A 15,236-nucleotide genomic window follows, 5' to 3' on the forward strand; every position below is an offset into this window, starting at 1 on the left:
TGTAACAATTTAGCCCCCTTTTTCGCGTTGTAATGAAGGGGCCGGATAACCACCTTTTTGTTATACCCGAGGAGGAAGTTTCTAAGATTTTTTGGGTGCTAAACAAAGTGTGTAACAAGGAGAAATACAATGAAACATGTAACCACTACGAGCTTCGAGAAAGCCAACGACGATGTCATCGCCGTGCCCCCGATTCAGCCTTTTCCAAAGTGCGGAACCGAGGTGCCAAATGATGGTGAAGACCTGGTGGCTGTAAATCCGTTGCCGATTGATCCGCTGGTTGCCGATCCCATCGAAGATCTGGTTGCCGTGAACCCGCTGCCTTTTGGTGCGGTTCCTGCCAGTGAAGGTGACGACGTCACCGCAGTTTCCCCGATCATGCCTGACCCCCGGTGTGGTACTGAGGTTCCGCAGGATGGTGAAGACCTGATCGCAGTAGCCCCGCTGCCTTATGGTGCGGTTCCTGCTGGTGAAGGTGACGATGTGACCGCAGTTTCGCCGATCATGCCTGATCCCCGTTGCGGCACCGAAGTGCCACAGGACGGTGAAGATCTGGTTGCAGTGAACCCGCTGCCCTTTGATCCGATCGTTCTGGATCAGGGTGATGACGTCATCGCTGTACCCCCGATCCTGCCGCTGCCCAAATGCGGCACCGAAGTACCGGAGGATGAGTATGACCTGACGGAAATGGCGCCTCCGCCGCTGTGCGAAATCGTACCGACTGCAGGCGGCGAAGACATCTGCGGAACCCCCGTTCCGACCGACAGCTTCTTTGTCGATATGGTTGCCTAAGTGGGGCGAAAACTCAGCGATCATCTATCGCTGCACAACCAAAATCCGGGCGTCTTAGTTCCTGTTGAAACGGACGCCCGGGCAAACAGAGGGAAAACCAAACTCACCGGCTGGGGCCTGAAACAGGCGCCAGCCGGATTGCTGGTTTTCTCAGGCCGTGGATTCCATTTTTGTCATACTTTGTAACAACTTAGCTGGCTTTCGCCTGTTGAGATCAACAGCCTGAAAAACCACATCTTTCCTATGATCTGTGATGCGTATGGGCCCGAACCTCGGGTGTCGACCATCCAGGAAACAGGAGGAAAGACATGAAACATGTTAGCAAATCAAAATTCCAGCCCAACTCAGCGAGCACGCTCAACATATCGGTTGGTCTTGGTGAAACGGATGACGATCCTATCGTGATCCCGCCGGTTAGTCTGCTGTCGGAAGAAAGCAGCGAATTGCAGGACTACGTCTGGGAAGATTCAGCCTCGGACGACGAGACTGTGGCCAGCAACAAACCTGATATTCCCGTCTGGACCGGTGGTAAATCACCTGGCGATGGCCACAGCGGTTGGTGGGATAAATATGGGACCCATCTGCATGACACCAGCGGCACCTATGTCGGCCGCGATGTCAAAGCCCGTGGTGAATACAATATGGCCGATGGTGAGGTGAGCTTTGAAAACCTGATGCACCGTCTCTCAAGTGGGCAAAGCAAGGGGACATATCTTTATACCCGTATCGAAGGGAATGACGGGGATAACGTCATCCACGGTTGGAACCCCGAAAACTGGGATAACTATGATGGCGGCACCTCGATCAAGAATTACTATTCCAACTATCATCATCGGGACAATATCTCGGGCGGTGACGGAGATGACATCATCATCGCCTACCGTGGGAACGACCAGTTGTTCGGTGATGGCGGTAATGATGTCATCTATGGTGGCGGTGGCCACGACTACATCGATGGAGGTGAAGGTGATGATCAGCTGTTCGGCGAATCCGGCAACGACAAGATCATTGGCGGCGGAGGCAAGAACATCCTTGTTGGCGGCGAAGGCGATGACATCCTGATTGCCGGGAATGGAGGCGACAAACTGTACGGTGGTACTGGTAACGACCTTCTTGTCGGCGGTGACGGTGATGATGTCCTGTTTACCGGGCATATCGATGAAACCTCTGCCGACACGCTTTACGGTGGAAAAGGGGCCGACACGTTCGTTATTGGCTCTGTGCCTGAACCAACAACTCATGATCCCAACCATAACCAATCGAATGGTCTGGGCGAAGAGTGGCTGGAAGAGGCAGGTAATCTGGCACTCGCCAAGATGCTGCCGGGCGCGAAGCTGTTCATCAACCTTGCCAGAGGCCTGATCGACGGGATCAAGAACATGTTCAAGACCGAGGAGCAGGTTGTCGAAACCGTCAACCCGCCGAAGGTGTCTCTGGTCGAGATCCTCGACTTCAACCCGCTTGAAGACAAGATCATTGTACCAGTCAACGTGGAGGGGCCAGTAACGCTGGACCTGCAGGCATCGATCGTTGATGGCGCGGCATTCGATCTGGTCGCGCTTGATCCGGCCGACAACAAGTTCAAGGTGATTACAACCTTCTATTGGGATGAGGCGTCGAACATCTTTCCGGGCGCAACAAGTATCTCGCAGCAGAACACAGATGCCTTCATTCAACGGTTGAAAGAAACCGCTCTGATCACGGGGCCGGATGGTGCGCATTATGGCTTGGGCCAAAAGATCGACCTTGGCCTGAGTAGTGAAGACCTTGCAGGTCTTGGAACCAGCAAGTTCGTCACATTCGGGGCGTTCGGCGGTGTTTCGATGGTCGGCTTTCACGGCGAGGATCGTCAGTTGGGAACAAACCACAACGACGTTCTGCAAGCCTATACGTCCGAGCGCGATACCCACGGCGGAAACGAGGCCGAAATCCGTAATGACGGCAATGATGTTCTCTACGGCTTTGGCGGTGACGATATCATGGCTGGCGGTGGCGGCTTTAATAAGCTGTATGGTGGAGAAGGCAATGACACGGCCTGGTATGGTGACAGCCTGAGCGGCATCTATGTCGACATGAACAACAAGGCGGAAGATGCCAGCGGTGAGTATTACTGGGCCTGGCATGGCAACAGCGCCAATCCGTTCGATCTCAATGACGAGATTCGCGACAAGGAAGGCTATGATCTGCTCTGGAGCGTCGAGAACATCTATGGCAGCGACCATGATGATGTGATCATCGGCGACGACGGCGATAACGTCTTCACCTCGGGTGATGGTAAAGACGTGCTGACCGGTAACGGAGGAGCTGACACCTTCATTCTGAACGGCGGCGGGAACACGATCACCGATTTCGATGCCAATGAAGGCGACCGTATCGAGATTGACCTCGACGCCTACGGGATGACCGGCTGGTTCGATCTGGATCACCGCATTGAAAACGGCCAGATCGTGCTGTTCAACAAGCTGACAGACGAGATCATCGTGCGCTATGACGATGACGGGAACGGATTTGACCCGTCATACATCGACCTGCGCAGCTTGGTTGGCAACGATGAAGAAGGCTATCAGGTTGTCTACGAACCGCCCTTTGGTGCAAACACGCTGGAGTGGTTCGAGAAGTATGGCAACCGGATTGATGCCGAGGTCGGCGAAGAGCTCGTTACCGTAGATGGCACCGATAGTTGGGACTACATGATCGGTGACACCGGCAGTGGTGGATTGACCCTGAATGGTGGTGCTGGTGATGACTACATTGTTGGCGGTGCGCTCAATCAGTTCGCTACTCTGAACGGCGGCGACGGCAATGACACCATCTTGATCCGCAAAGGCGCGATGATCACCAATGCAAATGGTGGAGACGGCGACGACGTCATCATCCTTGATGCAGACCAGTCTTCAGAAGCCGGGTTTGCCAATATGTTCGGTGGCGAAGGCAGCGATACTTTTGTCATCACCGGCCCGGGCAGCCAGTATGGTGGTCAGGTGATCCGGGATTTTGAGGCTGACGACTCGATTGTTATCGATCTGGAAGGGTTCGGGATCTCGTCTCTGGATCAACTTCAGATCGAATGGCGTTCCAGCACTCACTGGGTCACGGCAAATGGCCAAAAGGTGATCAGCGTACAGGGTGTTGATGAGCATTTCGATGTCATGCAGCACATCAGCGAGCTGACGGCTCAGCAATCACAGGATTGGGGTCTCTGATCATCGCCTGATAACAAAAAAAACGCCTCAGCCGGTCTGGATCGGCTGAGGCTTTCTTAACAGTTCGATCTGGCAATGATGCAAAGTTAATTATTGCGACATTCCAAATTTGGCGAAGACTCGCGCAACTGCACCTATCTTTTGCTCAAACCCCGCTATAACCCACTGACGTACAGCGTTTTTTAGCGCATCAAAAGGTTGGCCTAGGCCCGCATCCGCTCAGATTAATTCGTTAATGAACTCTTAACGTGCCCTGAACTTCTGACTTGTTACGCAAGTTGGGCCTGAATTCATCGGGCTAATAAAGCCGAAACACTTGGGCTGAAACAACGACAAGATGGGAGTCTGTTTCAAGATGAGTAATGGAACATATGAAGAATTTCGCGACGCTTTGCGTGCATTTGAATCTGGTTGGGATCGAGATCGATACGACGCAGGAATCATTCAGGATTGGCAGCTGAACCAATGGGCCGGTGGGGCCGTTGCTGACTTCTATCCAAGCTATTCCAGCTGGTCTGATCTAAGCAGTGATGAATGGGACGCGATGTCCTATCGCTCGATGAACTCGCTTGGTTTTGTTGGATATCAGTTCGGCGAGGCGCTGTTAATTGACCTCGGGTATTACACCGATGATGTCTATTATGGGAATGGCGCGGCTTCGAACACCTGGGATGGCACATGGACCGGTAAGAACGGGGTGAATTCGCTGGCAGAGTTCACAACCGCCGAAGCGCAGGAGCGCGCGATTCAAGAAGCGTTTGGCTACAATCTTCAAGTCATCGAAACCGGGCTGGGCTATCAGGGAGAGAGCCTGTCCGACTATCTCGGCACGACACGCACTTATCTGGAAAATGGCCAGGCCGTCTCTGTCACGCTCAGTCTTACTGGCATAATGGCCGCCGCGCACCTGCGGGGGGCATGGGGTACGTTGGCTCTGCTTCAGGGTGGAAGTGTATCCACCGATGAATACGGTACTTCGATCCTGCGGTATGTCTCGCAATTCGGCGGTTATGACGCGCCGAGTATCGAAGACGCTATCAAGGTATACACCGACGGTGTCTTGCCCGCGGATACAAATGGCGGCACCGATAACGGGAATACGTCGCCGCCCGTTGTCCCACCGGTTATACATCCGGAACCCACGGAACCGACCGGCAACGGGACTGCTGACATCACAGAAGATACTGCGGATGTGGTGATTAACTGGGCTTGGGGCACGAATGCAACGATCCCGGATTTCGACCCTACGACCGATACGATCTTCATCGCATGGGTCGGTGCAGACGCGTTGGAGGTTGCCGAGGTTGATGGCGCGGTTGTGTTCTCGATCCCGTCCAACAACCAGTCCACGACCCTCAGCGGTGTGACACTTGCTGAGCTGAGCCCGGCAAACTTCACTATTCTGGACAATACCGCCGCAGCTGAAGTGCTTGGGCTGATAGGCACTGATGGTTCAATGCCGACCAGCGGTGGCAATGGTGGCGGAGATGGTGGCGGCGGTGGCCATAGCCACCAACATATGCACGTCATGCTGGGCCTTGCCAGCGAGGCACAGACGGTCGAAGGCTTCCTGCCCGCGATGGGAGATGTCATTGAAATCGGACCGGACATTGGGGCTGATAACTTCTCGATTTTCGAAGAGAGTGGGGACGCTCTGGGGCAGACCGTTAGAATTGAGCTGACCTCGGGCAATGTAACCAAGCAGATCGTATTCACTGGCTTTGGCCTGTCCGATCTTTCGCTCAGCAATTTCTCTATCACGGATCAGACGGTGTTGAACGAAGTGTCCACAGCTTTGGGGCAAGTTATCGTCTCGCCGGGAGACGGAGAGGGCTATGACCTCAGTTATGATGCAGACGGGTCAAACCCGCCCGCGATCACCGGCAATACAGACACGGGCGGGGTGAAATACCGGGCCGATAGCAACGCTGACGACATAACCGGATTCCGCCCCGGTGTGGACGAGTTGGACTTTGGCGGTACGTCGGTTCACGGCATGATCGTCACCAAATCCAAGGCCGGCGAGATTGTTATCGACAGCCCATGGTCGGACGCGGCGCAAATCGTGCAAGGTGTCACCTTCCAGGACGTGACCATCGACAGCTTTGGTGTGGTCGGCAACGAACACCTCCGTCAGGATATGGGCGGCGTTCTTAGTTGGGAGCAGGGCGTAGGACCTCGCGATGCTGACACAGTCTATGTTCGCAGCCACGAATATGGCGTGCACGAAGTTATTGACGGTTTTGATCCTTCAACGATGAAGATCAGCTTTCTGTATTTCGGAACCCGCGAGCGGCTTAGCGTCGAGGACAGTGGCGATGGTCTGGTGATCTCATCCTTGCCGACCGGACAAAGCATCACGCTGACCGGCGTGACCAAGGCTGACCTGATCCCGGGTCTGGTCGAATTCCATTTTGATCAGGTGATGGAAGACAATCTCGAGGTACCATTTGGCTTTGACCAGAACGATGTGACGTTGGTTGCTCGCACCATACTGCTGACCCCACAGGCTCCTGTCGGGGCGACGACAGACGGTTATCAGACACGGGTCGGAGATCTGACAGGGGGATCGACCCAACCAGATATCGGTAGTGGAACCAACGAACCCGGAAACAGCCAAACACCAGGAGTTGTGACCTTCGGCGCTGAAGCGGATGTGGCAGAGCTTACCTGGGACTGGGGGGTAAAGACCCAGATTATCGGTTTTAATGCCGATGAAGATATCATCGATTTCAACGCTTTGAGCGAAAGCGATGTGTCGGTCACCGAAATTGATGGCGATCTTATCTTTGAAGTTGTCGGAAATGGCGGCCATACCGTTACACTTCAGGATGTTCAGGCCGAGGATCTGGATCTTGGTAACCTGACGGCTGATGACTGGAACAGTGTTGCCGAAGCAGAAAGCGCCCTGACAGACCAACTTGAAGCGCTCGGCATGTCCATCGCCTGAGGCACTCCAATAAGTGGTTCCCGGTCTGCGCTAGGCCGGGAACGAAAACAAACACATGAAAATCGATGGGCACTGGCCTCGTTTCCGGTTCGGTTCCGTGATCAAGCCATGCGACCATAATATTAATGCTCGGATCGCTTGCGCTAGGTTCTCGTGGCTGGCTTTCTTATCGTTTGTCCTTCCGGCTCTACTTAAACACTACTCCAATAGGCTGCCGGACGGAGCGTTTAGCATATCAATTTGCTAAGCCGAACTAATCGGATGTCTTTGACAGAATTTGGCCACCGCTGCAGAGTCGGGTTGCAGGTGTTTCCAATGCGGAAGAAATCCATGATCGCGACCGTTAGAAGTGTGAATCCGATTGAAGCCTTCTTTTTGTTCGTTTTGTCCTTCGCTTGTTTTTGCGCTACAAGCGCTTTGCCCCAAAACTCAGTGCCGCAAGTCGTTCTAACGGATGAGATCGTCCAGCGCATAGAAACACAGCGCGCAGCCGATCAGGTGTTCGCGGCTGACTATCAGGCATTGATTGAGAGTGCAGAAGCGCATTTGCAGTCGCCTACTATTGTTGAGGCAGTTCGGAATGGAGATGGTCAGCTTCACGAAGCTTTTCGTGGATTTGGACAACGTCCGGTCGAACGCCTCACCACACTGGCTTTGGCTTGGCGATTGACCGGTGACAGTCGCTATGCCGATCGCGCCAGAACCGAACTCTTGCAGTTTTCGGAACTGGAAACATGGCAGCCCGCACACTTTCTGGGATTAAGCCGTGTCACATTGGCGGTGTCGCTCGGATACAGTTGGATTAGTGACAATCTGGACGAAGAGGATCATCAGACTATTCGATCGGCACTTGTTGAGAAGGGGCTGAAAGAAGCCGCAAAAATCTACGATCTGGATACGCTCTATTATGATAAGGGTTGGATCGCCCCCCAACGCTGGGTGAACGCAGTGTCTGTTCCCGCGTCGCTTCCTGATGGGACGGCTACCGCAGATATCGCCTGGCCCGTTGCTTCCTTCAACTGGAACATCGTTTGCAATGCAGGAATGATCGTCGCTGCTCTGGTTGTGTCAGAAACAGAACCGGAACTGGCTGATCATATTATTGAGCAGGCTCAGGTTTCACTTAGAAATGGGTTGGCAATGTTTGCTCCGGATGGTGCATGGCCAGAAGGACCGATGTACGGGGCTTTGTCCGCCCGGGACGCGGCGGTGGCGTTTGATGCGCTTGTTTCCGTCCTCGGGCATGATTTTGATCTCTCTAGAATGGTAGGGTTGGAGGATTTTGGGGAGTTCCTGATCCATGCATCTGGGCCAACTGGCATGCTGTTTAACTTTGGAGACAGCGATACAAGCACTGACCTTGTTGTGTTGACCTGGTTGGCGTCGCGGTTCAATCGCCCGGGCTACGACATTAAAATGAATAGCAAAATGCGGTCTTCCCATCCAGCATTTGAGCTGATCTGGCAGCAGCGAAGCAATAGTGAACCAATCACTGCCCGATCAACATCCTATTGGTCTGGAGGGCTTGGGATCGTAACCATGCGGTCTGGTTGGAATGACCCTAAGGCCAGCTATATCGGCCTCAAGGCTGGGCCGCTTAGCAGCCATCACAATGACCTTGATGCGGGCACCTTTGTGCTTGAAGCCGACGGTGTACGTTGGGGGGTGGATCTTGGGCTCGGAAATTACCAATTGCCCGGCTACTTTACTGACAAACGTTTTGACTATTATCGAACCGCCACGATCGGGCAGAATACACTGACCTTTGACATGGCAAATCAAATCGAAACGGGGCGGGCGCATGTTGAGGAGTTGGCGCAGTTTCCAGGTTTCGATTTTGCAATCGCCGATCTTTCAGACGCCTATGGAAAGCCCAAGGGAACGGTCAGACGAGGCATAGCTCTTGTCGACGGAAAGACAGTGTTGGTTCAGGATGAAATTAGCCCTGATCAACGGGGGCGGGTGGCGTGGGCAATGCATACCGAAGCGCAGTTAACAGTTGATGGCTCCAAGGCCACATTGCGCCAGGATGGGAAAGAACTAACCGCACGCATACTGTCGCCGCCAAACGCCACCTTCTCTCAACTTTCAGCCAATCCTTGCGAAACGGCATTCAATTCTGAATGTGCGATGCAGAATCCGAATTCAGGCGTTACACGGCTCATGATCCAGCTTGATCTTGATGAAAGTGACAAGCGTGAAACCATTGTTGTTACTTTTGAACCTGATGCACAGGCCGCAAACAAGCCGGTCATCCCGTTAGGTGAGTGGCGATTGAACGCGACCCTCTCGAACGATGTTGAGAAAAAGCACATTGATCGGTTGCCTGCTGAAAACTCACGATAGGTTTGGGTCAAACTTGAACGACCTCAAGCCTGGCTTTGGGCGATGCTGGGTGCGCTCAAGGAATGTAGTACGCACCAGAAGTCGCACTATGTTTGGAAACGAATAGAAGACGGCACCCTAGCGCCTGAAGCAGCGCATGGCGACCTTCAGATACGATAGACTCCGATTCAAGTTGTCTGGCTGACCCGATCCAAATTATTAAGCCTATACAGCTTCGTGCTCACCACTGCTTAGATATCGGCGCAGGGTTACGCCAAGCCCAAACACAGCTACATCCCCCAGAACCGAGAGCGCGCGATGCGCGATCGCAGCGCTTAGACCGACTCCCTGATCAGTGAAAAGGCCAAGTCCGAGAGCAATAATTCCGTCTCGAATACCGATACCACCGGGTGCGCCCGGCATCAGAAAACCGATGACCCAGGCTGTCGAAAAGATTGCGATGCATTGCAATATACCGGCACCACCCTGAGGGTAGATCGCCCGTGCGACACACCAAAGTGACAAACCCAGCATCAAAAAGTTGAAGCTATGCAGAAACAATAGGATCAGGCATTTTGAAAATGTAAGTTTCGGTTTTCCCGCTTTGCGCCAAATCACAATCTGGCCAATCATTATGCAGGCCAGAATTCCGAAGAAGATGATTGTCATCTGTCCATCGAGCCAGGATCCTGGAAGGTCTGCAATTACTGCGGCGACAAGATCGGGCATGGTCAGGAGCACAATTCCGACGACCAGAGCACCGCTGGCGAGCAGAAAACCGATCTCGAGCAACAGAGATGACGCAATAATTGCGGATGGCACTCCATCACTCCGTGCGAGGGCGAAACGTCCCAAAAGGTGGGCAACATTGCCGGGGATGTATTTCCCGATCTGCGATACCATTAACTGACTTTCAGCGCGTGTGCGCGTTAGGGCAACGTCATAGATGTTTAGCGTCACCCCCCAAGCCACAGCACCTACGAGCTGCGACAGCACATAAAGGGTAAACCCACCTAGCAGTGCATAACGGGCGCGGCCTGACCCGAGGTCGAGCACTGCAATGTCTCCTGCGTGTCGAACCAGAATGATTCCGATGAAGATCAGGGCAGCAGCGGTGCCGATATAGCGCAGGGCGGTAGCCATGTGTTTACGTTTTGCGCGCCACTACAAGAAAACCATTTCCAAATTCGGTGTTAAGGAACGGGCGTTGTAGCTGGAAAAAAAGCCGCATGACCGTGACTGCGGGTACGGAAGAAAACACAGGCCAGAAGCGCCGCTCAATGGAACGATCGCTACCGCTCTCGTTGGTAAGGTCGTTCGCTGTTTTACCAGATTTGGCGTTGGTTTCTAATATCTGCCCATAGGCCCGAGCACGCCAATACTCCATAATATTGGCCAAAGGAAAACCGTAGCACTCAACAGTTTCGACGGTGAAGCCGGCGTCCTGAACCGAATGTACTAAAAGTTCTTTACTGTAGCGTCGAACATGCCCTGCCCAAACGTCGGCCGCATTCCAGCGGGATGGGTGCGCAGGCGTCGACAAGATCATTGTTCCACCGGGTTTCAGATAAGTTTGCCATTCTCTCATGGCCTCAATATCTTGCTCCAAGTGCTCAATCACTTCAAATGACATGATCAGGTCGAAGGAGTTTTTCCAGTCCGGGTCAAGCTCGGCCAACAGTGTCATAGGGCTGGCTTGAGTGTTGAGCTTATCTGCCAGTTCAAGGGCCTGCTGCGAACGATCTACGCCATAAGCTTCAAAACCCTGTTCTGCCAGTTCTGACAATAGCGCAGCCGGTCCGCACCCGATGTCAAGCACTCTGCAAGGCTTCAGATTTTTGAGATGCCGCATAACCCGATCACGCCTTAGAAGATACCGCGGCGCGGGCACCCAATTGGATTGCGGCAGGGCCGGGCCAAAGTGCCTGTGATAGATGGCAGAAGCACTATGCTCTGCGGAATTAATGGCGGTATCAGTCATGTCGACCACAGTTTTATCCGGCTTGAGGTGCACAATGAAACAAGTATCCGCAAAGAGTCCGCGCAATCTCATGCGGCTGGGCCATTTTCAGTTTGTCTTCAGGCATTACCGGATAGCCCTCGTGCCTCAATTCAGCGATGGCATCCAGCAGCGCTTCGGGATTTGAATGAGGGATAAGCTTCACCCCGAGAGCTTCGGTGCCGAATGCTTCGATCATGGCAGGTGAGCTTCGGGTGATCACTGAACGCCCTGACAACAGCGCCTGATAAACCTTGTTCGGCACCACTGACGCAGCCTTGCCAGAGGCGCCAAAAATGCCGAGGCAGATGTCGGCATTTGAAATTGCCTCGGTCAGTTCCTCATAGGGAACCCACTTCTGCCAGGAGATATGATTATGCTCCGCATCCACCAGAGCTGTCTCGAGCAATAGGCGCTCTTGCCCGGTACCAATCAGGTGCCAATTGATATCGCGACCTCGATCCGAGGTAGCTGCCGTCAATATCGTTTTAAGCCCATGCAGCGGGATGAGCTGTCCGTAAAACAACACTCTAGTGGGACCGTCGTGGCGCGCAGGAGGAGGCAGACGCTGGAAGGATCCCGGCTCAGCTCCCACCGGCACTGCTCCAATCCTGGATTCAGGCAAATTGAAGATCCGTGCAATATGCTCGGCATGCGCCTTCGTATCGAGCAAGACATGATGCGCTGCCCGACAGGCCAGCCATTCAGTGACCCAAAGCATCCGGCCCGGCAGTGACTTGGCCCTAACCATACTTCGATCGTTAACGGCAGTGTCGTAAAGCGAAAGGAACATGTCCCAGGTGATCTGCCGCCGACGTAGCAGGGCAAAGGGCCACAACACCAATGTATCGAGCGCGCCAAGATAGGGAACCATCACTGCGTCATGACGAGGCGCACGCAAATAATGCAGGATCAGAAGCGGATAGGCCAAGAGCGCGCTGAACAACACTCGGATCATCACAGCCATGTTCAATTGGCTTTTATCCGCGTGTTTGGGCCAAATCTCTGCGTGGATTTCAATTACTTCTACGCCGAGCTCTTGCAATCCAGTTCGGAGAATTCGAGTACGCGGTTTGCTAAGATCATATGTTCCCCAAAAAATCACCCGCTTGTTGCCGGGCTCAGATGGTATCGGAGTGGTGCTGACCACCCGAGGGGAAAGAGGCATATCGGCATTCATAGCGAAAGCATCCGGAAGCCGGTATAAACCTCTCGATCCAAGCTTTCTGGCGCGACCGGAGCCACACCAGTATCCCAGATCAGCCTGACAGCAACACCTTTCGGTCCGTTGATTGTTACTGCCTCTGCCCCAATGCTAAGAATGTCTCCAGATGCGACGGCACTTGTATCAATCTGTACTGGCTGGCTGGTTTCGACCCGATACCTCCCGGGGAACGGAAGTGCCAATTCAACCGGTTCGCCGGTCAGCGTCACTGATCCTCCGGCAAGCCAGATCGATCCCGAATAGTGCACATATGACTCGCGTAGTATCTTGTGGTCCTCAGGCAGCAGCACAGGCTCGGCTCCATCGGCCGAACTTGGGTCCATCGTCAGCGTCAGAGCAGTTTTGTTGGCGATAAGTAGAGGTGGCTGCTGTACTGCGATGATTCTGGCAAATACGGGCTGGCCCGCCGCCTGATAGCGTGCAACGCCCCAGCCTGACATGAAGAAACCAGGATTCGGGAAACTTGCGATCATGTGGCTGTCATCAATATAGGCGACCGGATCTGGGAACAGGCGATGAATTTCCGCAATAGTGGCGCGCTGGTTTCCTGCACGATCTTGCAGTGCTAGGGCTGCCTGGACAAAAAGCCCCGCAAGCATCACCATCACCAGTTGTGCCGAGCGTCGTGATGATCCAAGCCTCTGTGCTCCGATCGCGATGGCTACCATCAGGAGTGGGGTAGCGAAGGGGTAAAAATAGACAAAGGCATTGCGATAGATCACCACCGAGAGGAGCGGTGCAGCAAAGAGCGCAATCAACAGAACCCGCCGAGCATTCCGACCGGCACACAGTCCGATCCCCACAAGAATGATCTGTGGGAGGCTGAGCATAGCCCAACTCATAAATTCAGTTGATCGTGGGAATAAGCCGCTTTTCAAAAGCGTCGTATTCAGCGCGTCCTTAGCATTGTTTGCCGTCTGGTTGCCTTCGGCGACGCGAATGCCAGACGCATGCCAGAGGTAGAATGACACGCAAATGCCAGCCGCCAAGATACACGTGACAATGATGCGCCGTACCGCTATTCGATCTTCGATCCTCCATATCAGCACGGCCAGAAATGCGGGCAGATAGAGTGCCGATTTGATCGTAACCAGTACGGCCAGAGCGCTCAGAAGCGCTGCCGCCAGTGTTTGCCAGACAGACAGGCGCGTGGTCAGCAAGATTGCAATCGAAGAAGTCAGTAACGCCGCAGCAATGGGATCGGCACGGAAACTGGCGCCATGGGCCAAAACGTAGCCTGAAGTCAGGAAACCCAGAGCAGCGATATCGGCAAATCGCTGTTCGGTTAAATACAGGGCGATACGGTGCACAGAAATTGTGGTCAGCCCGACGCATGCAACCATCACAAGCCGGGCTGCAAATATCTGTTCCATCTCATGACCCGGCAGCGCATCGAGCCATGTGAAACCATGCACGAAGAAGGTCTGCATTGGACGGTCCAATCGACCGTCGAGGAAGGCATGGACATGTGACAGGAAATAGAATTCGTCCCAATTCACATTGTGAGTATACGCCAGCACCAGCATAAACACGAAGACAACGACAATGCTCGCACGTACCACTCGATCAAGAGTGATAGCCCCTACCAATCCGGCGTTTCGCTGATCGCCTAGCGCCGGATTATCCATTCTCTACCGCCCTGACCGGGTCGAGCGAAATTACTTCAGTAGGTCTAATCGGCGCGCGCAGCAACTCTCGGGCCCGGATGTCTTCCAGCAGACTACGGTTGGTGGCGATAAGATCGGCCAGGATACCAACGGCGAACAGTATCGTGGCCATTGCCAGCAGCACACCGGACAGAACCAGCGACTGAACATGCCCGGCCCCCCCGTCTGTCGCGTAATAATAGAGAAATCGCCCAACCCCGATTAAGCCAGGCAAGGCGAATACTGCCGAAAGCGTCAGGAAGAACTTCAATGGTGCATAGATCACAAAAACGCGCAGAATAGTTCTTGCTGAGCGGGTGACATACTCTCCGATACCTCTGAACAGACGAGACGGGCGTGTTACCTTGTTGACCCGAACAGGCACCGAGGTCATCGGGATATGTTTGCGTCCGGCCTGAATGATGGTTTCCAGAGTGTAGGTATAAGTGTTGACAACACAGAGTCGGGCAGCGGCATCTCGGGAATAGGCGCGAAATCCGCTGGGCGCATCAGGGATTTCTGACTTGCTAGCCAGTCGCACGACCCAACTGCCCAGCCGTTGAAGGGTTTTCTTCAACGGCGAGAAGCCCTCGATCTCTCTGATCGGGCGAGCGCCGACCACGATTTGTGCCTTACGCTTCAGTATCGGATCAATCAGGGCCGGAATGTCGTCAGCGCAATACTGATTGTCTGCATCGGTGTTGACGATCACATCCGCGCCCAATGAAAGTGCATACTCGATGCCGGCACTGAACGCACGGGCGAGGCCGACATGGCTGCTCATTTCCAGAACGTGATCAGCTTTGGCGTTCCAGGCGACTTCAACGGTCCGATCGGTGGAGCCGTCGTCGATGACCAGTACTTCAACTTTGCTGACGCCAGGAATCGATCGGGGAATTGCCGCGATCGCTTCGGCAAGGGTTTCCTCCTCGTTAAGCGCCGGTATTTGGACGACAAGCATCATGATCATGCCACATTGATAACTATTGAGTGCAATTACATTTTATTTTGGGACAAAATTGTGTCCAAAAGGGGTAATTGTTGAGCCATCTGAAACGGTTGAAACGCTCCTTTGAAACAATTCGTATGAATACTC

General features: G+C 53.7%; 9 protein-coding genes. 4 read left to right on the forward strand and 5 right to left on the reverse strand.

Annotated elements, in window-relative coordinates; all coding sequences use genetic code 11:
- The first annotated feature begins 129 nt into the window (after positions 1 to 129).
- The 4 genes from ACR0BT_RS07755 (at position 130) to ACR0BT_RS07770 (ending at position 9,291) form a co-directional block, all read left to right on the forward strand.
- Positions 130 to 792: a hypothetical protein gene (locus tag ACR0BT_RS07755; RefSeq protein ID WP_480762865.1), complete on the forward strand. Its 663-nt coding sequence runs from the start codon at positions 130 to 132 to the stop codon at positions 790 to 792.
- Positions 793 to 1,100: 308 nt separating this feature from the next.
- Positions 1,101 to 3,995: a calcium-binding protein gene (locus ACR0BT_RS07760; protein WP_480762866.1), complete on the forward strand. Its 2,895-nt coding sequence runs from the start codon at positions 1,101 to 1,103 to the stop codon at positions 3,993 to 3,995.
- 355 nt (positions 3,996 to 4,350) lie between these two features.
- Complete coding sequence (locus ACR0BT_RS07765; RefSeq protein WP_480762867.1) at positions 4,351 to 6,945, forward strand: hypothetical protein; 2,595 nt, start codon at positions 4,351 to 4,353, stop codon at positions 6,943 to 6,945.
- Positions 6,946 to 7,725: 780 nt separating this feature from the next.
- Positions 7,726 to 9,291 (forward strand): heparinase II/III domain-containing protein, encoded by a 1,566-nt coding sequence (locus ACR0BT_RS07770; protein WP_480763037.1) that lies wholly within the window; start codon positions 7,726 to 7,728, stop codon positions 9,289 to 9,291.
- Between the two features lie 204 nt (positions 9,292 to 9,495).
- Here the strand turns inward: ACR0BT_RS07770 and ACR0BT_RS07775 are convergent, their stop codons facing one another.
- Genes ACR0BT_RS07775 through ACR0BT_RS07795 form a run of 5 tightly spaced genes read right to left on the reverse strand, consistent with a single transcriptional unit; the run spans position 9,496 to position 15,101 of the window.
- Positions 9,496 to 10,413, reverse strand: coding sequence for a hypothetical protein (locus tag ACR0BT_RS07775; RefSeq protein WP_480762868.1), 918 nt, complete (start codon positions 10,411 to 10,413; stop codon positions 9,496 to 9,498).
- A 4-nt stretch (positions 10,414 to 10,417) separates the two neighbouring features.
- Complete coding sequence (locus tag ACR0BT_RS07780) at positions 10,418 to 11,251, reverse strand: class I SAM-dependent methyltransferase (RefSeq protein WP_480762869.1); 834 nt, start codon at positions 11,249 to 11,251, stop codon at positions 10,418 to 10,420.
- A gap of 13 nt (positions 11,252 to 11,264) precedes the next feature.
- Positions 11,265 to 12,449 (reverse strand): glycosyltransferase, encoded by a 1,185-nt coding sequence (locus ACR0BT_RS07785; RefSeq protein ID WP_480762870.1) that lies wholly within the window; start codon positions 12,447 to 12,449, stop codon positions 11,265 to 11,267.
- The gene (locus ACR0BT_RS07790) at positions 12,446 to 14,122 is read right to left on the reverse strand and encodes a hypothetical protein (protein ID WP_480762871.1); all 1,677 of its coding nucleotides are present in this window, start codon (positions 14,120 to 14,122) and stop codon (positions 12,446 to 12,448) included. The genes ACR0BT_RS07785 and ACR0BT_RS07790 overlap by 4 nt, the downstream gene beginning before the upstream one ends.
- Positions 14,115 to 15,101 carry a glycosyltransferase family 2 protein gene (locus tag ACR0BT_RS07795; protein ID WP_480444193.1) on the reverse strand — a complete coding sequence of 329 codons (987 nt, stop codon included), beginning with the start codon at positions 15,099 to 15,101 and terminating at the stop codon, positions 14,115 to 14,117. Before ACR0BT_RS07795 ends, ACR0BT_RS07790 begins: the two co-directional genes overlap by 8 nt.
- Between the last annotated feature and the right edge of the window lie 135 nt (positions 15,102 to 15,236).

This window comes from Ruegeria sp. CJ6, assembly GCF_056536665.1.